The sequence below is a fragment of the Streptomyces sp. F001 genome (genome assembly GCF_004187715.1).
GTDB lineage: Bacteria > Actinomycetota > Actinomycetes > Streptomycetales > Streptomycetaceae > Streptomyces > Streptomyces flavusporus.
Genome location: NZ_QZWF01000004.1, coordinates 368,265 through 386,608, shown reverse-complemented (window position 1 = coordinate 386,608; position 18,344 = coordinate 368,265). Strand labels below are relative to the sequence as shown.

Below are 18,344 nucleotides of genomic sequence, written 5' to 3'. Positions count from 1 at the left end.
GGCGGATCGTTGAGGCGGTAGGTCAGGATGCCGACCGGGCTGACAGAAGGCGGGCCGGTAGCCGGGTGGTGAGTGCTTCGGTGATCTGCGCGGGGCTCACACCCGAGGTGAGCCAGCGTGTGACGGCGGAAGCCAGCTCCGCCACCTCCCGCTGCGACAGGATCAGCCGGGAATCGACGATGCGCAGGGAGGCGAGGATGACGGCTGCCCGCTCGTCGGCTTCGGCTTCTTGTTGAGTCTCGCACGGAGGAGGGACGGAAGACGCCGGTTGAGATGTCGGCGATGGTTCGGGCCGGGCGGGTGCAAGGGCGTCGCCGCGGTCCCGGGCTGCGTCCCGGACCGGCTGCTGTGGGGGAATCCGCTGCGGCCAGGGTGCTGGGTCTGCGGAGTGTGACACTTTCCCGGAAAGTGTCACATCGCGTGACCCGGAACGGACTGGTACGTCGTGGAAGTACGTACGGGTACGGATCCGGTTGATGGCGGTGTCACCCGCGTGGGACTCTTCGCTCGCCTGGCTGAGCCCGTTGCTCTTTTCCGCCGGTACGGCTCTGTCCGGGCTGTTCAACGCCGTACTGCTCGGCCTGCTCGCCCGCAGACTGACGACACGGGAACCGCACCCGGCCGCCTGATCGGCCATTCCCGGCACAGCCTGATGCAATCGATGTCGGACAAATCGGTCGATGAGGTGGTGGGTTGATGGGAGCGTGCTGCGTTCCGAAGGCCCGGCTCGCACACCGCAGGACGAAGACGTCATGACGTACACGCCGCCGCTCTGGCCCGTCTCCGTGAAAGGCGTTGCGCTCGACGCGCGTGATCGTGTGCTGCTGCTGCGGAACGAGCGCGATGAGTGGGAGCTGCCCGGAGGTCGCCTGGAAATCGGCACCGACGACGGGGTACGACTGCCGGACGCCAGTCCCGAGGCGGCTCTGGAGCGCGAGATCCAGGAAGAGACGGGCTGGGATGTCCAGGCTGGTCCGGTCATCGACGGCGGTGTGTGGATCTACCAGCCGATCCCGGGACGGCGCGTACTGATCGTGACCTACGGCTGCACCGTGCTGACTCCCGAACGGCCTCCGGTCGTCAGCCACGAACACAAGCAGCTGGGCATGTTCACCGCGGACGAGGTGCCGGAGCTGAACATGCCGGACGGCTACAAGCAGGCCATCGCCGCCTGGTCCGGCCGGGGGAACGCCGGGCCGGCGGTCCTGGACGACTACGAGCGGATGTAGCTGCCCATGGTCGGGGGCGAGGTCGCGACACGAGCGGGTCCGGACAGGCTCCCGCTTCCCCTGCCCTCGGCCTGTCACGCCCAGTGGCACTGGGCGACACGCAGGCCCGGTCGGCAGCGGGTGAAGCCCGGATCACTCACGGGCAGCACCGATTCTGCGCCCACGCGCGTGAACTCGACACCGAAGAGCTGCGGGCCGTGCTCATCGAATACGCGCGCTGGCATCCCCGCAATGCCCGGGCCTACGCCCGGCCCGGGCACCAACAAGGGCGGGATACGAAAACCCCGCCCGAACCCACCGAAACCCCAGCTCAGGGCCACACCAGGCAATACGGCTGATGCCCCGCCTCATGCAACCGATGGCTGAAGTCCTGCCACTCGTGGAGCAACTGGTACACGTTGAACGCATCCCGCGGCCCACCCCGGTCCGGCACCGTCGACCAGATGAAGGCCGCTGCGCCCACCGCCTCCTCGCCGATGCCCCGCAGCGGATCCACGACCGTCATCGGGAGCTTGACGACCGCGTAGTCGGGATGCAGGACCACCAGCTCCAGCGGCGGCACCTTGTGCAGGGGGACACCCTCGATGCCGGTGAGGACCATCGCGGCCATCGTCTCCGGCTTGATCTTGGTGAACATGCCGTTCATGCCGAGTTCGTCGCCGCCGAGTTCCTCGGGGCGCATCGAGATCGGGACGCGGGCCGCGGTCGCACCGTCCGGCGCGCCGAAGTACTTGTACGTCACCCCCACCCGACCACCATTCCTGCTCCCCGCCCGGAGGCGATCCACCTGGCGGTCGACCCCTCGGTCGATCCGCCGGTCGATCGGTTCGAGCTCACTCGGTACACCCTGTGTTTGTGCCTGACGTGCTTCGGCGGCTTCCTCCGCGTCGCGCCGGTGCCTCCCCCGCCGGGCACGTCGAGGACCCAGGTCATCAGTCCCTTCGCCCAGTCCGCCACCGCGATGCATATCTCCACCCGACTGCTTTTCTAGGACGCGTGGCGCCCGCTGCGCAACCCGATCATCGTGTCAGTGACCTCCCCCACGGTCGCGCGCCGAAACGTGCGTTGAAACACCTGTCCGCAGGATCTTTGCAGCCCCTGAACGCCATACTCCGCATGAGCTGTACGTACAGGTCCCAGTATCGGCTCACAGTTTCGCAGACGGGAGTGGGATCGATCACCGGTTTGGCGGCCCCCTGCCGCCCGGCCCCGCTGGCCTACCCTGAGGAGGTCACTGGCAACCGGAGTCCGAGAAGTCGGAGAACTCGCAGGTCATGAGCGAACTGCCTTATTCATACGAAGCGCCTGCGTCGCAGGCTCTGTTCGACCGTGCGGCCGCCGTCACACCCGGCGGCGTGAACTCGCCCGTGCGGGCCTTCCGCGCGGTGGGCGGTACGCCCCGGTTCATGGTGTCCGGCAGGGGCCCGTATCTGACGGACGCGGACGGCCGGGACTACGTCGACCTGGTGTGTTCGTGGGGGCCGATGATCCTCGGGCACTCCCACCCCGAGGTGATCGCCGCCGTGCAGGAGGCGGTCGCGCGCGGTACGTCCTTCGGTACGCCCGGTGAGGGCGAGGTCGCGCTCGCCGAGGAGATCGTCGAGCGGGTCGCGCCGGTCGAGCAGGTGCGGCTGGTGTCCAGCGGGACCGAGGCGACCATGTCCGCCATCCGGCTCGCCCGTGGGTTCACCGGGCGGGCCAAGGTGATCAAGTTCGCCGGGTGCTACCACGGCCACGTCGACGCCCTGCTCGCCTCCGCGGGCTCCGGTGTCGCGACCTTCGCGCTGCCCGACACGCCCGGCGTCACGGGCGCCCAGGCCGGCGACACCATCGTCCTGCCGTACAACGACCTCGAGGCCGTGCACGCCGCCTTCCACGCCCACCCGGGCGAGATCGCCTGTGTCATCACGGAGGCCTCGCCGGGCAACATGGGCGTCGTACCGCCGCTGCCCGGGTTCAACCAGGGACTCAAGGACGCGTGCCGGACCAACGGTGCGCTGTTCATCTCCGACGAGGTCATGACCGGCTTCCGCACCAGCCGCGCCGGGTGGTTCGGCGTCGACGGTGTGGTGCCCGACCTGATGACCTTCGGCAAGGTGATGGGCGGTGGGTTCCCCGCAGCCGCCTTCGGGGGGCGCGGTGACGTCATGGCGCACCTCGCGCCGGCCGGGCCCGTCTACCAGGCCGGCACCCTCTCCGGGAACCCCGTCGCCACCGCCGCCGGGCTCGCCCAGCTGCGGCTGCTCGACGACGCCGCGTACGCCAAGATCAACGCCGTGTCGCAGCAGATCCAGGCGCTGGTCTCGGAGGCGCTGAGCAAGGAGGGCGTGGCGCACACGCTGCAGAACGCCTCCAACATGTTCTCCGTCTTCTTCACCGACCGCCCGGTGCGCGACTACGAGGACGCCAGGGCGCAGGAGTCGTTCCGCTTCAACGCGTTCTTCCACTCGATGCTGGCGAACGGGATCTATCTGCCGCCGTCGTCCTTCGAGTCCTGGTTCGTGTCCACCGCGCACGACGAGCAGGCCGTCCAGCGGATCGCCGACGCCCTTCCGGCGGCGGCCCGCGCGGCAGCGGAGGCGACCGCATGAGCCAGACCCGTGACATCACCGTCGTCCACGTCATGCGGCACGGCGAGGTCGCCAACCCGGACGGGATCCTGTACGGCCGGCTGCCCGGCTACCACCTGTCCGAGCTCGGCCGGCAGATGGCCGACCGGGTCGCCGAGCACCTCGCCTCCCGCGACGTCACCTACGTCGCCGCCTCCCCGCTGGAGCGGGCGCAGGAGACGGCGACCCCGATCGCCAAGGCGCACGGCCTGGACCTGGCGACCGACGCACGGCTGATCGAGGCCGACAACGTCTTCCAGGGCAAGACGTTCGGCGTCGGCGACGGCGCGCTGCGGCGGCCCGGCAACTGGAAGCACCTGGTCAACCCGTTCCGGCCGTCGTGGGGTGAGCCGTACCTCGAGCAGGTCATCCGCATGATGGGGGCGCTGGACGCGGCGAAGGACGTGGCGCGCGGGCACGAGGCGGTGCTGGTGAGCCATCAGCTGCCGATCTGGATCGTGCGGTCGTACGTCGAGCGGCGCCGGCTGTGGCACGACCCGCGCCGCCGGCAGTGCACGCTCGCGTCCCTGACGTCCTTCACCTACGACGGCGACCGGATCGTGTCCATCGGCTACACCGAGCCGGCCCGCGACCTCGTGCCCGCCCATCTGCTGGCGGGCGCCAAGCCGGTGAAGGGGAAGGACAAGGCCTTCGGGGCGTAGCGCTCCGCCGGGTTGGTGGGACTTTCCAGATGGTTCTTCGGCTGCCGGCCGGTGGGGGTTGTCCGCGCCCACGGTGGGGGTCCCCCCGCTCATGGGGGTCCCCCCGCTCATGGGGGTCCCCCCGCTCATGGGGGTCCCCCGCTCATGGGGGTCCCCCCGCTCATGGGGGTCCCCCGCTCATGGGGGTCCCCCGCTCATGGGGGTCCCCCCGCTCATGGGGTCCCCCGCTCATGGGGGTCCCCCCGCTCATGGGGGTCCCCCGCTCATGGGGGTCCCCCGCTCATGGGGGTCCCCCCGCTCATGGGGTCCCCCCCCCGCGCGAGCGAAGCCGAGAGTGGGGGAGGAGCCGCATATCGATGCAGCCCCGCGCCCCTTATGGGGCGCTGTTGCACTGTTGTTGCATTCATTCCGAAACGCTGGCAATCAGCCGGAACCTCCCCGTCCGTCACGCCCTCTGACTGGGTGACCACCAGAGAGCGCAACGGACGGGGACGGCATGCGTCACATCAGTCGACGGGGAGCGATCGGGCTCGGCGCGGGGGCCGCGGCCGCCGTCGGACTCGCGGGGTGCGGCACCCTCACCTCCTCAGACGGGCCGGCCCATGCCGGAGGTTCCGCCACCAAGGGCAGTCCCACCCCTCGTCCCGACCGCCCCCTCGGTGACGGCTCCACCGCCTTCACCGGCAAGCAGCCCCACCAGCCCGCCGAGCCCGAACCGTTGGAGCCGGGGCAGACCCCGCCGCAGTTCGTCGTCTTCTCCTGGGACGGGGCCGGCGAGGTCGGCAACGGGCTCTTCCCGCGCTTCCTGGACCTCGCGCGCGACCACGGCGCCCACATGACCTTCTTCCTCTCCGGGCTGTATCTGCTGCCCGAGTCGAAGAAGCGGCTCTACGACCCGCCGAACAACCAGCGCGGCGCCTCCGACATCGGCTATCTCACCGACGCGCACATCAAGGACACGCTGAAGAACATCCGCCGGGCGTGGCTGGAGGGCCATGAGATCGGCACCCACTTCAACGGCCACTTCTGCGCCGGGTCCGGCTCGGTCGGCAACTGGACGCCCCAGCAGTGGCGCAGCGAGATCGATCAGGCGAAGTCCTTCGTGAAGGAGTGGCGGACCAACACGGGGTGGACCGATCTGCCCGCCCTGCCCTTCGACTACGACAAGGAACTCGTCGGCGGCCGCACGCCCTGTCTGCTGGGCCAGGACAACCTGCTGCCCACCGCCCGTGAACTGGGCTGGCGTTATGACGCCTCCGCGCCGGGCGGCCTTCAGGTCTGGCCCAGCAAGAAGCAGGGCATATGGGACCTTCCGCTCCAGCAGATACCTTTCCCCGGACGCAGTTTCGAGGTCCTCTCGATGGACTACAACATGCTCGCCAACCAGTCGGTCAACTCCACCAACGCCCCCTCCCACAACTACCCGGGCTGGCGGGAGCAGTCGGCGCAGGCTTACATATCCGGATTCAAGCGGGCATACCAGACAAACCGTGCTCCCTTCTTCGTCGGCAACCACTTCGAGCAGTGGAACGGCGGCATCTACATGGACGCCGTGGAGGAGGCGCTGAAGCACATCGCGCGGGAGAAGGAGAAGGGCGGGGACGTACGACTGGTGTCCTTCCGGCAGTTCGTGGACTGGCTGGACGTACAGAAGCCGGAAGTGCTCGACAAGCTGCGGACCCTCGAGGTCGGGCAGGCGCCCGCCGAAGGGTGGAAGCGGCTCTGAAGTGGTCCTGAGATGCGGGTTCACGTCCGCAAGGGGGGTGCGCAAGATCCCCGGAACGGACATGCGAAACTTTTCACATGAGTGCCGCCAGCCGCGCCCCCCTGCGCTCGAACACCGCACGCCGCACCCGTCGCCGCGCCGCCCTGCTCACGGCCGGGGCCGCCGCCGCGGCACTCGCCCTCACCGCATGCAGCTCCGGAGGCACCTCCGGGGGCGGCGGTGACACCAACTTCGTCGCGGGCTCCGACGGCATCGACACCGTCGAGAAGGGCGACCGGACCGCCGTACCCGACCTGTCCGGCGAGACCGTCGACGGCAAGCAGCTCGACATCGCCGACTACAAGGGCAAGATCGTCGTCCTGAACGTCTGGGGCTCGTGGTGCTCGCCCTGCCGCGCCGAGGCGAAGAACCTCGAGACGGTCTACGAGGACACCAAGGACCAGGGCGTCGAGTTCGTCGGCATCAACACCCGTGACACCAGCACCGGTCCGGCGCTCGCCTTCGAGAAGGAGTACGGGGTCACCTACCCGAGCCTGTACGACCCGACGGGCAAGCTGATGCTCCGCTTCGAGAAGGGCACCCTCAACCCGCAGGCCATCCCGTCCACGCTCGTCATCGACCGGGACGGGAAGGTCGCCGCCCGCACGCTCCAGGCGCTCAGCGAGGACAAGCTGCGCGACATGCTCGCCCCGGTCCTTGCGGAGAAGTGACGTGACCGGAGTGTCCGTGCTCGCCGCCGTCGGGCAGAACGAGACCGTCTTCAGCGGTGCTCTGATGCTCGCGATTCCGATCGCTCTGCTCGGCGGCCTCGTCTCCTTCTTCTCGCCGTGCGTCCTGCCGCTCGTGCCCGGTTATCTGTCCTACGTCACCGGAGTCGGCGGTACGGATCTGGCGGAGGCCCGGCGTGGCCGGATGGCCATCGGTGCCTCGCTGTTCGTGCTCGGCTTCACCGCTGTGTTCGTCTCGGGCGGTGCGCTGTTCGGGTTCTTCGGCCAGACCCTTCAGGAACACCAGTCCACCTTGTCCAAGGTGCTTGGTGCGCTCATGATCCTCATGGGTGTGTTCTTCATGGGGCTGATGCCCTGGCTCACCCAGCGCGAGTTCCGGTTCCACACCCGTCCGACGGCCGGGCTCGTCGGTGCCCCGCTGCTGGGCGCGCTGTTCGGGATCGGCTGGACGCCTTGCATCGGCCCGACCCTCGCCTCGGTGCAGGCTCTCGCGATCAACGAGGCCAGCGCGGGCCGCGGCGCAATACTCACCATCGCCTACTGCCTAGGTCTCGGCCTCCCCTTCATCCTCGCCGCCGTCGCCTTCCGCAAGGCCCTCGGTGCCTTCGGCTGGGTCAAGCGCCACTATGTCTGGGTGATGCGCATCGGCGGGACCATGATGATCGCGACCGGTGTGCTGCTGCTGACCGGCGCGTGGGACAGCCTGGTGCAGGAGATGCAGACCTGGTCCAACGGCTTCACTGTGGGGATCTGATCGATGAGCAAGACGACAACCAGCGCGCCCACCGGACAGACCCCTGCCCCCGGCGAGGACCAGGACCTGAGCGCGGCCGGCTCCCAGCTGTCCACCGCGCCCCGCGAGGAGGCGCCCAACCTGCCCTCCCTCGGTGTCATCGGCTGGGCCCGCTGGTTCTGGCGGCAGCTCACCTCCATGCGGGTCGCGCTGCTGCTGCTCCTGCTGCTGTCGCTGGCCGCGATCCCCGGCTCGCTGATCCCGCAGACCGGTAGCGACGCCACCGCGGTCGCCGACTTCCGCGACCGGCACGAAACCCTCGCGCCGATCTACGACAAGCTCGGCCTCTTCCACGTCTACAGCTCGGTGTGGTTCTCCGCGATCTACATCCTGCTGTTCATCTCCCTCATCGGTTGTATCGTCCCGCGCACCTGGCAGTTCGTCGGCCAGCTGCGCGGCCGCCCGCCGGCCGCGCCCAAGCGCCTCACCCGGCTCCCGGCCTACACGACCTGGCGCAGCGAGGCCGAACCCGAGCAGGTCCGTGAGGCCGCGCTGGCCCTGCTGAAGAAGCGCCACTTCCGTGCCCACGCCACCGGTGAAGCGGTCGCCGCCGAGAAGGGCTATCTGCGCGAGGTCGGCAACCTCGCCTTCCACATCGCGTTGATCGTGATGCTGATCGCCTTCGGCTGGGGCCAGCTGTTCAAGTCCGAGGGCAACAAGCTGATCCTCGAGGGCGACGGCTTCGCCAACACCCTCACCCAGTACGACGACTTCAAATCCGGCAGCCTCTTCACCCAGGACGACCTGGACGCGTTCAGCTTCAACCTGCAGGACTTCCAGGGCACCTACGAGGTCTCCGGCCCCAACCGCGGCACCCCGCGCACCTACCAGGCGAACGTCACCTACAGCGTCGGCGCCTACGGCAAGGAGCAACAGACCACCATCAAGGTCAACGAGCCGCTGGAGATCGGCACCTCGAAGGTCTACCTCGTCAGCCACGGCTACGCGCCCATCGTCACCGTCCGGGACGCCAAGGGCAACGTCGTGATGAACAAGGAGGCCGTGGCGCTGCTGCCGCTCGACGCCAATGTCACCTCCTCCGGTGCGATCAAGGTCATGGACGGCTACCGCAACGCCAAGGGCGAGAAGGAACAGCTCGGCTTCAACGCCTTCTTCGTGCCGACCTTCGCCGGCGAGGGCCACGGCACGATGCTGTCCCAGTTCCCCGCGGTGCTGAACCCACGGCTCGCGCTGTCGGCGTACCACGGCGACCTGGGCGTCGACTCGGGCATCCCGCAGAGTGTGTACCAGCTGGACAAGAGCCACCTGAAGGAGTTCAAGGACTCCAAGGGCGAGCTGTTCAAGAAGCGGCTGGCCGTCGGCGAGACCATGACGCTCCCGAACGGCGCCGGCTCGGTCACCTTCGAGGGCATCCAGGAGTGGGCCGGCTTCCAGGTCGCCCGGCAGCCCGGCAGCGGCTGGGCGCTCGCCGGAGCGATCGCCGCGATCCTCGGCCTCGCCGCCTCCCTGTTCGTCCAGCGCCGTCGTGTGTGGGTGCGGGCGGTGCGGGGAGCCGACGGAGTCACCGTCGTGGAGATGGCCGGCCTCGGCCGCAGCGAGTCCGCAAAGGTACCGGAGGAACTGGGCGACCTCGCCGAGCTCCTGTACGAGAAGGCACCTGGCGCACCCGACCCCGATCACGAACCCCACCCAACCGACTCCGCTGTTCCTGCCGAAGGGGCTGAGAAGCAGTGACGCTCGCCGCCGCGACCAACGAGAATCTCGCGGACCTCAGCAACACGCTGATCTACTCCGCGATGGCCATCTACACCCTGGCCTTCTTCGCCTACATCGCCGAATGGCTCTTCGGCAGCCGCAGCAAGGTCGGCCGCACCGCCGCCGCGCTCACCGCCAAGACCGGCACCACGGCCGACGCCCCGGCCGTGACCGTGCGCAAGGCCGGCGGGACCGCCGTTCTGGAGCGGCCGAAGGTCGTCGTCCGGGCCGCGGCCGGCAACCGTGACGTACCGGACGGACCCGGAGCACACGGCGGGGACGCGCAGGGCGACCTCTACGGGCGTATCGCCGTGTCCCTCACCGTGCTCGCCTTCCTCCTCGCGGCCGGCGGTGTGCTCTGCCGTGCGCTCTCGGTGCAGCGGGCGCCGTGGGGCAACATGTACGAGTTCAACATCACCTTCTCCACCGTCGCCGTAGGCGTGTACCTCTCACTCCTCGCACTGAAGAAGAACGTCCGCTGGCTCGGCCTTCCCCTGGTCACCACGGTCCTCCTCGATCTCGGCCTGGCCGTCACTGTCTTGTACACCGCCAGCGACCAGTTGGTTCCCGCCCTCCACTCGTACTGGCTGTACATCCACGTCTCCACGGCGATCTTCTGCGGCGCGGTCTTCTACGTCGGCGCCGTCTCCACGCTGCTGTACCTGTTCCGCGACTCCTACGAGAACAAGCTCGCCGGCGGCGGCAAGCCCGGCCGCTTCGCGACCTCCGTGCTGGAGCGGATGCCCGCCGCGGCCTCGCTCGACAAGTTCTCCTACCGCGTCAACGCGGCCGTCTTCCCGCTGTGGACGTTCACGATCATCGCGGGCGCCATCTGGGCCGGCGACGCGTGGGGCCGCTACTGGGGCTGGGACCCCAAGGAGACCTGGTCGTTCATCACCTGGGTCGCCTATGCCTGCTACCTGCACGCCCGCGCCACGGCCGGCTGGAAGGGCCGCAAGGCCGCCTACCTCGCCCTGATCGCCTTCGGCTGCTGGCTGTTCAACTACTACGGCGTGAACCTCTTCGTCTCCGGCAAGCACTCGTACGCCGGCGTGTAAGTAACTGCCTTCCGGCGGAGGCCGGTTCCCATCATCCAGGTGACGGGAACCGGCCTCCGGTGTATTGGGATGAGCTGGGCCTGCCAAATAATGTGGCTCGCCGGTTCGTCCATCGAATGCGTAACCCATTCCATCTGATGTCGTTGATCTGATCAACGGAGCTTGGAGGGGCGGGTATGGCGGAGCGGCAGTACCGCGGGCATCGGGCCCGTCTCACGGTGTCATCAGGATTGGAAGCCCGGCTTGACGCCCAGGCTCACGCCACGCGTGCACTGTGGAACCTGCTGCATGAATGGTGGGAGATGCTGCCGAGGGACAAGCGGACCCTCGAAGCGGCAGATGCCGCGATCCGCCTAGCCCGCAAAGAGATCGACTGGCTTGCGGTCCTTCCGGCCCAGGCTGCCCAGACGGTCCTGAAAGCGTATGTCCAAGCGTGGAAGAACTGCTGGGAGGGGCGAGCGGACGCGCCAAAATTCAAAGCGCGCTGCCGTTCCGTGATGTCCGTCGACATTCCGCAGGGCCGTGACCTCCAGGTCGAGCGCGTGCATCGTCGCTGGGGTCTGGTGAACATCCCGAAGGCCGGTCGAGTGCGGTTCCGCTGGACCAAAGACCTTCCCATTGGCAAGCAGGCCCACGCCGACAACCGGATCACTGGGGCCAGATTGGTCAAGGACTCCCTCGGCTGGCACATCGTCTTCCGCGTTCAGACCGTTGAGTCCAAGGTCGAGCCCCATGCGGGCCCAGAGGTGGGCATCGACCTTGGTGTCGCAGTGCCCCTGGCCCTCTCGGACGGGGAGACCAGGACTCACCGTGAGTGGCTGACTGACAAGGAGCAGGCGACGCTGCTCCTTCTAGAGCAGCGCGCCGCGTGTAAAGAGAGCTTCCGTAAACGGGGCGAGCCCGTCTCCAACCGATTGCGGGCCACCTACGACCAGATCGCAGTGATCCGCGCAAGAGCCAAGCGCCGGGCGCTCGACTGGCAGCACCAGACCACCACGCAGATTGCTCGCACGTACGGCGTGATCGTGGTGGAAGACCTGGCCATCCCGAACATGGTCAAGAGCGCCAAGGGGACGGTGGAAACCCCAGGGAAGAACGTCGCCCGAAAGTCCAGCCTCAACCGGAGCATTGGACAGGAGGCTTGGGGCCGGACCGTGACGATGTTGGCCTACAAGTCCGCACGCTACGGCGGGTCTCTGTACAAGGTTCCTTCCCGTGGCACTTCTCGGCGCTGCTCGATGTGTGGCTTGACCACCTCGGGCAGCCGAGAGTCCCAGGCCATGTTCGTGTGCAAGAACCCCCTCTGCGGCTGGGTGGGCAACGCCGACCACAACGCAGCGCGGAACATCTTGCACCTGTACCGGATGGGCCACGCGCTCGTCCCGGCTGCCGGGAGGGCAGTCGTCAGGCGCGCATGCACGTCAAATCCGTCGGCGCAAGCCAGACGGAAATCTTCGATGCCTGTATCGGAGAGCACTCCAAAACCACGCCTTCCGGCTTCCTCATTGCCGCAATCGCACACGATGCGGGAATCCGGAGCCCGCGTCACGCTGGTGCCATGACCGGTTCCATCGAGCAGGGCATCAGCCAGACCCACGGGAACACGCACCTCCTGCACTTCCTGGTGCGGCTTCCCCGGCCCATGGAGACGGTCTGGCCCGCCCTGACCACCGGAGACGGGCTCGCGGCCTGGTTCACCCCGGCCGACGTGCTCGAACCCCGCCTCGGCGGCGCGGTCACCCTGCGTGACGTCGGCTCCGGGCACGTGACCGCCTGGGACGTGGACCGGGTCGCCGAGTACACGGTGCAGGACGGCGGCCGGATCCGCTTTCACCTGGAGCGCGACGGGGACGAGGGCAGCGCCCTGCGGTTCACCCACGAGTTCGAGGGCGAGCAGGAATCGGAGCCACGCTGGCGCGCCCGGTTCGAACGTCTGATCGCATTCCTGGAGGCCGGCGCCCCGTAGCAGGCCTACGGCTCACCTCCACGGGCTCGTACGCCGCGGGGCGTGCGGCAGAGCGGGCTCACTCCCGCTCCGTCCGGTCAGGAACGGTTACGTGGCTCACGCACCGATGTCCTCGTTCCACAGAGCCGAGTGCGTGGCGATGAAGGCACGCATCATCGCCACGCACTCGGGATCGTCGACCAGGACGATCTCCACGCCGTGCTCCGCCAGCCAGTCGTGCCCGCCGTGAAAGGTGACGGCCTCGCCGATCACCACCCGCGAGATGCCGAACTGCCGGACCAGTCCGGAGCAGTACCAGCACGGCGAGAGCGTCGTCACCATCGTCGTACCGCGATAGGAGCGCTGCCGCCCGGCGCTGCGGAACGCGGCCGTCTCCGCGTGCATCGAGGGATCGTCGTCCTGGACGCGCCGGTTGCGGCCGCGGCCGAGCAGGGTGCCGTCGGAGCCGTACAGTGCGGCGCCGATCGGGATGCCGCCCTCCGCCAGCCCGGCACGGGCCTCGGCGACGGCGGTGGCGAGCCACGCGCGGGACTGTGCCTGATCCATACGTCCACTCTGCTGGCGCGCAGGGACCGGGGCAACGTGCCCGAGCCGACGGTCACTGCCTCAACGGCGGTGGTGTTACTGGCGTTCCAGCACCACTGCCCCCGCCGTCGTCCCCCTCCGGGACAGCAAGAACCCTGACGGCCCCGTCCTCGTCGTCCGCCGCGAGGCGTGGTCCGCATTCACTGCGACCCTGCGCTGATCGACCGCCAGATCCGTTCCGGCAGGACACGCGCCGCCTCGTCGAGGTCGACGTCGCCGACGGCCAGCCAGCGGCGGGCGGTGCCGATGACGGGGCCGAGGACGAGGCTCTCGATCAGTGCTGGCGGCAGGGGCGCGATCTCGCCCTTCTCGACGTACAGGTTGATCCAGTCCGACAGCGGCGACAGCCTGGCCTCCTGGGCGTCGCGGAGTTGTCTGGCCTGCGTCATTCCGAGGCGGTCGGCGCGGGAGGAGTGCAGCAGCATGCCCGCTTCCGGGTGCTCCTGGATGAAGTCCAGGTAGGCCTTCACGATGGCGCGGACACCGGTCCGGGCGCTGCGGGAACGTTTCACGGCGGTGACCATCTCGCCCAGCAGCCGTTCCAGCCAGCACATCAGCAGGGCGTTGACGAGGCCGTCGATGCTGCCGAAGTGGTGGTAGAGGCTGCCCAGGCTGACCCCGCTGGCCTTGGTGACGGCGCTGACCGTCAGGCCCTGCTCGCCCGACTCGGCGTACACGCGCAGCGCGGCGTTCAGGAGAAGGTCGGTGGTGACCTCGCCGCGGTGCTGCTTGGGGCTCATGAAGAAAATTGTACGGCAGGTTTCTAGAGTGATTTTCTAGAAAAACCCTCCAACTCTGCTGTCCTTTGCCCCACACTTGTGCCCGTGCCCGGACTTGCGTCCGCCCGTCGGGGGAGGGATGGACGTGGGTTCGGGTGCCACTGAACGGGGACCTCGGGGGGCGTTGGCGCGTGTTGAACCTCAACGGCAGTGGGGCCGAGCCGCTGGAGGACGACGATCCGCGGCGGATCGGGCCGATCCCGCTGGCCGGACGGCTCGGATCCGGCGGCATGGGACGGGTGTTTCTCGGCGTGTACGAGGGGCGGTACGCCGCCGTCAAGCAGCTGCTGCCCTCCGTCGTCGGCGAGGACCCGGCCTTCCTGCGCCGCTTCGGGCACGAGCTGGACAACCTCTCGCGGCTGCCCGAGCGCGCCACCGCCCCGCTGCTCGCCAGCGATCGCACCGCACGCCCACCGTGGTTCGCCACCGCATACGTCCCAGGGCTCACCCTGCGTGAGGCCGTCGAGGTGCACGGGGGACCCCTGCCCGCCGAGGCGCTGTGGCTGCTGTTGCGGGAGGCTGCCGCGGGGCTGGCGGCGGTGCACGCTCTGGAGATGGTGCACCGGGACGTCAAGCCGTCCAACGTCATGCTGACGCTCGACGGCCTCACCCTCATCGACTTCGGTGTTGCGCGCGCGGCCGAGCAGAGTCAGCTCACCCGGACCGGCATGGTCGTGGGCACGCCCGCCTACATGTCTCCCGAACAGGCCTCGGGGGGAGGCCGGTTGACTCCGGCCGTCGACGTGTTCGCGCTCGGCTCGGTGCTGGCGTACGCGGCGTGCGGCCGTCCGCCCTTCGGTGACGAGTCGGGTCACGGCGTGCTGTACCGGATCGTGCACGAGGAGCCGGACCTCGGGCCGCTGCGGGACCGCTGCCCGGACCTCGTCGAGACCGTGGAGGCCTGCCTCGACAAGAATCCCGAGGGCCGCCCCACGGCGGCTGAACTCGTCGAACTCGCCGAACAGCACGGGCCGTTCACCGAACCGCTGTGGCCGGAGGCCGTCACCGAGCGGCTGGCTGAGCGGGCCGCGTTCTCCGAGACGATTCCGGCGATTCCCACGATTCCGGAGAGTGTTCCGGACACCGTTCCGGACCCGGAGGCCGAACCGAAACCGTCCTCGTCCCGCCCGGAGTCCCCAGAGCCTCCAGAGCGCCCGGAGCGGCCCGACCGTCGCCGGACCCGCGTTCTTTTCGCCGTCGTCCCCGTCGTGGTCGTCGTCACGGGCACGACCCTCGCCATCCAGCTCCTGCCGAGCACCTCCCCGCCACCGGACGGGGCCCGCGCCAAGCCGTCCGCCTCCGTCCCAGCCTCCCTCACCTCCACGCCGTCCTCGTCGCCCTCCTCGGATCCGAGGCCCTCGAACACAGCAAGGCCATCGAACTCCCCGCCCCCGGCCGCATCGCAGGCCGCGGACAGCGGAGCCCGAGGGGAAGGCGTGCAGGACGACTCCGGCGACGCAGCCGCAGGCAGTGGCTCGGGCGGAAACGACGGTTCCGCAGGCTCGGGCACCTCCGGCCGAGACACCGACGGCGCCGCCGACTCGGGCGCGGGCGCAGCAGCCCCCACCGGCTACTTCCAGCTCAAGAACGCCTACAACGGCCGTTGCCTGGACGGGAGTCAGGGCACCTACGGCGTGAGGTTCGGAGGCTGCTCGGACAGCCCGGCGATGTCGTGGGCGTACAAGAACGGGTCTGGCGGCGCCTACCAGCTGGTCAACGAGTACAGCGGTCAGTGCCTGACCGCCAGTGTCGGCAACGTCACCAGCACGGGCACATGCGACGGCAGCGTCCAGCAGTCCTGGCGCACCGGCTCCGGCGGCACCCTGCAGAGCACGTACAACAGCCTGTGCCTCGACGAGTCCGCCGGCTGGCCCAGCGCCGCGACCTGCGAGTCGGGGAAGGTCTCGCAGCGCTGGACGAAGTTGTAGCCCTGTCCCTGCATCGTCATCACGACTTGGAGCTGCCAGTGTCGTCTTCGCCTCATCTCCCGTCCGCCCCCACTCCGTCGCGCGGCTCCCCATGGCTGGGGGCGTTGGGAGCCGCCGCAGCGACCGTGCTCTTGGTGACGCTGACCAGCGGATGCGCCGCCGAGGACACCGCCGGCGACTCCTCGGCCTACGCGAGCAGCTCCGCGCCCTACGACTCCAGCACCGAAGACCCGTACACCGAGGACCCGTACACCGACGAGCCGTACACGGAAGACCCGTACACGGAAGACCCGTACACGGAAGACACCGAAGACACCGAAGACCCCTACGCAGAAGACCCGTACGACACCGAGACCGAGGCCCCCGACCCGTACGAGTCCGGCACCTGCCTCAACGGAACGCTGCCCAACTCCACCACCGCACAGGAGGTCAGCGACGTGGAGGAGGTCTCCTGCTCGGCATCCGACGCCCACTACCAGGTGATCGAGACGATCCCCTTCACCTCGGACATGAGCCGCTGCAGCAGCAACCCCAGGACGGAGTACGCCTTCTCGTCCCGCTACACCATCAACGGCGCGACCATCAACGAGTACGTGTACTGCCTGATCGGCCTCGGCTCGTACGCGCAGTCCTGACGCTCAGCCTCAGCTGTCGTCGCCGTCCTTCTTCTTGTCCCGGCCCTCCCGGCCCTCCCGCTCTTCCCGGTCCTCCTCGGAAAGGGACTTCAGGAACTCCGGGTTGTCGTCCGGCGCGACCCACTGCTGCCGGCGTCCGCCGGCCGCCCAGCCGCCGGGGCGGCCCGGGCCGGCCGGGTGCCGCTTCTTGCCCGCGATCAGCCAGGAGATCGATCCGACGAGCGGGAACAGCAGCACGAGGATCGCCCACAGCGGCTTGGGCATGTGCCGGATGTCCTTCTCGTCGGTGCTGATGCAGTCGATGAACGCATACACGCTCAGTGCCAGCGGCACCACGAACATCAGGATCCGGAGCATCAGCACTCCCCTTGTGGAACGGTGGTCGGGAGCCGCGCGCACGGCCCCCGTGACGGGGCCAGGGTAGCCCCTCGGGGATACTTGGCCCCATGGCATACGACGATCTTCGCTCCCTGCTCAGGGCACTGGAGCGCGAGGGGGACCTGAAGCGCATCAAGGTGGAGGTCGACCCGTATCTGGAGATCGGGGAGATCGTCGACCGGGTGCAGAAGGCGGGCGGTCCCGCGCTGCTCTTCGAGAAGGTGAAGGGGTCGTCGATGCCCCTCGCCATGAACGTCTTCGGGACCGACCGCCGGCTGCTGAAGGCCCTGGGCCTGAAGTCGTACGGCGAGATCAGCGACAAGATCGGCGGGCTGCTGAAGCCGGAGCTGCCGCACGGGTTCGTCGGTGTGCGCGAGGCCTTCGGCAAGCTCGGCGCGATGACCCACGTACCGCCGAAGAAGGTCAAATCCGACAACGCGCCCGTCCAGGAAGTGGTGCTGCGCGGCGACGACGTCGACCTCGACGCGCTGCCCGCCCTCTTCACCTGGCCGCAGGACGGCGGCTCCTTCTTCAACCTGGGGCTGACCCACACCAAGCACCCCGAGACCGGGATCCGCAACCTCGGCCTGTACCGCCTCCAGCGCCACGACAAGCGCACCATCGGCATGCACTGGCAGATCCACAAGGACAGCCGCAACCACTACCAGGTCGCCGCGAGGCGCGGCGAGCGGCTCCCGGTCGCGATCGCCTTCGGCTGCCCGCCCGCCGTCACCTACGCCTCCACCGCCCCGCTCCCCGGCGACATCGACGAGTACCTGTTCGCCGGGTTCATCGCGGGCAAGCGGATCGAGATGGTCGACTGCAAGACCGTGCCGCTCCAGGTGCCGGCGCAGGCGGAGGTCGTCATCGAGGGCTGGCTGGAGCCCGGTGAGATGCTGCCCGAGGGCCCGTTCGGCGACCACACCGGCTTCTACACGCCGCAGGAGCCGTTTCCGGCGCTGAAGATCGACTGTGTGACGATGCGGAAGCGGCCCCTCCTGCAGTCGATCGTCGTAGGCCGCCCCCCGACGGAGGACGGACCCCTCGGCCGTGCGACCGAGCGTTTCTTCCTCCCCCTGCTGAAGATCATCATCCCGGACATCGTGGACTACCACCTGCCCGAGGCAGGCGGTTTCCACAACTGCGCGATCGTGTCGATCGACAAGAAGTACCCCAAGCACGCGCAGAAGGTGATGCACGCGGTCTGGGGTGCGCACATGATGTCCCTGACCAAACTGATCGTGGTCGTCGACGCCGACTGTGACGTCCACGATCTGCACGAGGTCGCCTGGCGGGCCCTCGGCAACACGGACTACGCCCGCGACCTCACGGTCGTCGAAGGCCCCGTCGATCATCTCGACCACGCCTCCTACCAGCAGTTCTGGGGCGGCAAGGCGGGCATCGACGCGACGAAGAAGTGGCCCGAGGAGGGCTATACACGCGACGGCGGCTGGCCGGACATGGTGCTGTCCGATCCGGATACGGCCGAGCGGGTGACAAAGCGGTGGAAGGAGTACGGGCTGTGAGGTCGCGGGAGACGAGGGTCAGCGGT

Annotated in this window: 19 protein-coding genes; 15 read left to right on the top strand and 4 right to left on the bottom strand. The window is 68.7% G+C overall.

Annotated features, from left to right (window positions below; genetic code table 11):
* Positions 1–476 precede the first annotated feature (476 nt).
* Complete coding sequence (locus StrepF001_RS45675; protein ID WP_165396294.1) at positions 477–629, top strand: hypothetical protein; 153 nt, start codon at positions 477–479, stop codon at positions 627–629.
* A 123-nt stretch (positions 630–752) separates the two neighbouring features.
* Positions 753–1,229, top strand: coding sequence for an NUDIX hydrolase (locus StrepF001_RS19005; RefSeq protein ID WP_129799429.1), 477 nt, complete (start codon positions 753–755; stop codon positions 1,227–1,229).
* Positions 1,230–1,539: 310 nt separating this feature from the next.
* On the opposite strand, the gene StrepF001_RS19000 is transcribed toward StrepF001_RS19005, so the two are convergent.
* A complete protein-coding gene (locus StrepF001_RS19000; RefSeq protein ID WP_206306890.1) occupies positions 1,540–2,196 on the bottom strand; it encodes a hypothetical protein in 657 nt (218 codons plus the stop codon).
* A gap of 307 nt (positions 2,197–2,503) precedes the next feature.
* Between StrepF001_RS19000 and hemL the strand changes: the two genes are divergently transcribed.
* From hemL to StrepF001_RS18950, 9 genes are all read left to right on the top strand, one after another.
* Positions 2,504–3,820 carry a glutamate-1-semialdehyde 2,1-aminomutase gene (hemL, locus tag StrepF001_RS18990; RefSeq protein WP_129799427.1) on the top strand — a complete coding sequence of 439 codons (1,317 nt, stop codon included), beginning with the start codon at positions 2,504–2,506 and terminating at the stop codon, positions 3,818–3,820.
* The gene (locus StrepF001_RS18985; protein WP_129799426.1) at positions 3,817–4,500 is read left to right on the top strand and encodes a histidine phosphatase family protein; all 684 of its coding nucleotides are present in this window, start codon (positions 3,817–3,819) and stop codon (positions 4,498–4,500) included. Before hemL ends, StrepF001_RS18985 begins: the two co-directional genes overlap by 4 nt.
* A 496-nt stretch (positions 4,501–4,996) precedes the next feature.
* Positions 4,997–6,226, top strand: a complete 1,230-nt coding sequence (locus StrepF001_RS18980) for a hypothetical protein (RefSeq protein WP_129799425.1) — start codon at positions 4,997–4,999, stop codon at positions 6,224–6,226.
* A 77-nt stretch (positions 6,227–6,303) separates the two neighbouring features.
* Positions 6,304–6,936: a TlpA disulfide reductase family protein gene (locus StrepF001_RS18975; protein ID WP_129799424.1), complete on the top strand. Its 633-nt coding sequence runs from the start codon at positions 6,304–6,306 to the stop codon at positions 6,934–6,936.
* Between the two features lies 1 nt (position 6,937).
* Entirely contained in the window at positions 6,938–7,708 is a 771-nt protein-coding gene (locus StrepF001_RS18970; protein ID WP_165396302.1) for a cytochrome c biogenesis protein CcdA, read from the top strand.
* A gap of 3 nt (positions 7,709–7,711) precedes the next feature.
* Complete coding sequence (locus tag StrepF001_RS18965) at positions 7,712–9,442, top strand: cytochrome c biogenesis protein ResB (protein WP_129799423.1); 1,731 nt, start codon at positions 7,712–7,714, stop codon at positions 9,440–9,442.
* On the top strand, positions 9,439–10,521 hold the full coding sequence (gene ccsB, locus StrepF001_RS18960) for a c-type cytochrome biogenesis protein CcsB (protein WP_129799422.1): 1,083 nt from the start codon (positions 9,439–9,441) through the stop codon (positions 10,519–10,521). Before StrepF001_RS18965 ends, ccsB begins: the two co-directional genes overlap by 4 nt.
* Before the next feature lie 176 nt (positions 10,522–10,697).
* Positions 10,698–12,083, top strand: a complete 1,386-nt coding sequence (locus tag StrepF001_RS18955) for a transposase (RefSeq protein ID WP_240797578.1) — start codon at positions 10,698–10,700, stop codon at positions 12,081–12,083.
* Positions 12,080–12,487, top strand: a complete 408-nt coding sequence (locus StrepF001_RS18950) for an SRPBCC domain-containing protein (protein ID WP_129799421.1) — start codon at positions 12,080–12,082, stop codon at positions 12,485–12,487. The genes StrepF001_RS18955 and StrepF001_RS18950 overlap by 4 nt, the downstream gene beginning before the upstream one ends.
* Positions 12,488–12,583: 96 nt before the next feature.
* On the opposite strand, the gene StrepF001_RS18945 is transcribed toward StrepF001_RS18950, so the two are convergent.
* Positions 12,584–13,033: a nucleoside deaminase gene (locus StrepF001_RS18945; protein WP_129799420.1), complete on the bottom strand. Its 450-nt coding sequence runs from the start codon at positions 13,031–13,033 to the stop codon at positions 12,584–12,586.
* Between StrepF001_RS18945 and StrepF001_RS18940 the strand changes: the two genes are divergently transcribed.
* The gene (locus tag StrepF001_RS18940; RefSeq protein ID WP_165396313.1) at positions 13,032–13,232 is read left to right on the top strand and encodes a DUF397 domain-containing protein; all 201 of its coding nucleotides are present in this window, start codon (positions 13,032–13,034) and stop codon (positions 13,230–13,232) included. The genes StrepF001_RS18945 and StrepF001_RS18940 overlap by 2 nt on opposite strands.
* On the opposite strand, the gene StrepF001_RS18935 is transcribed toward StrepF001_RS18940, so the two are convergent.
* A complete protein-coding gene (locus StrepF001_RS18935; protein WP_129799419.1) occupies positions 13,213–13,812 on the bottom strand; it encodes a TetR/AcrR family transcriptional regulator in 600 nt (199 codons plus the stop codon). The genes StrepF001_RS18940 and StrepF001_RS18935 overlap by 20 nt on opposite strands.
* A gap of 170 nt (positions 13,813–13,982) precedes the next feature.
* Between StrepF001_RS18935 and StrepF001_RS18930 the strand changes: the two genes are divergently transcribed.
* Positions 13,983–15,779 (top strand): serine/threonine protein kinase, encoded by a 1,797-nt coding sequence (locus StrepF001_RS18930; RefSeq protein ID WP_129799418.1) that lies wholly within the window; start codon positions 13,983–13,985, stop codon positions 15,777–15,779.
* 134 nt (positions 15,780–15,913) lie between these two features.
* Positions 15,914–16,414, top strand: coding sequence for a hypothetical protein (locus tag StrepF001_RS18925; protein WP_240797577.1), 501 nt, complete (start codon positions 15,914–15,916; stop codon positions 16,412–16,414).
* 9 nt (positions 16,415–16,423) lie between these two features.
* Here the strand turns inward: StrepF001_RS18925 and StrepF001_RS18920 are convergent, their stop codons facing one another.
* Positions 16,424–16,771: a PLD nuclease N-terminal domain-containing protein gene (locus StrepF001_RS18920; RefSeq protein ID WP_129799417.1), complete on the bottom strand. Its 348-nt coding sequence runs from the start codon at positions 16,769–16,771 to the stop codon at positions 16,424–16,426.
* An 89-nt stretch (positions 16,772–16,860) separates the two neighbouring features.
* Between StrepF001_RS18920 and StrepF001_RS18915 the strand changes: the two genes are divergently transcribed.
* The gene (locus StrepF001_RS18915) at positions 16,861–18,318 is read left to right on the top strand and encodes a menaquinone biosynthesis decarboxylase (RefSeq protein WP_129799416.1); all 1,458 of its coding nucleotides are present in this window, start codon (positions 16,861–16,863) and stop codon (positions 18,316–18,318) included.
* The last annotated feature ends 26 nt before the right edge of the window (positions 18,319–18,344 follow it).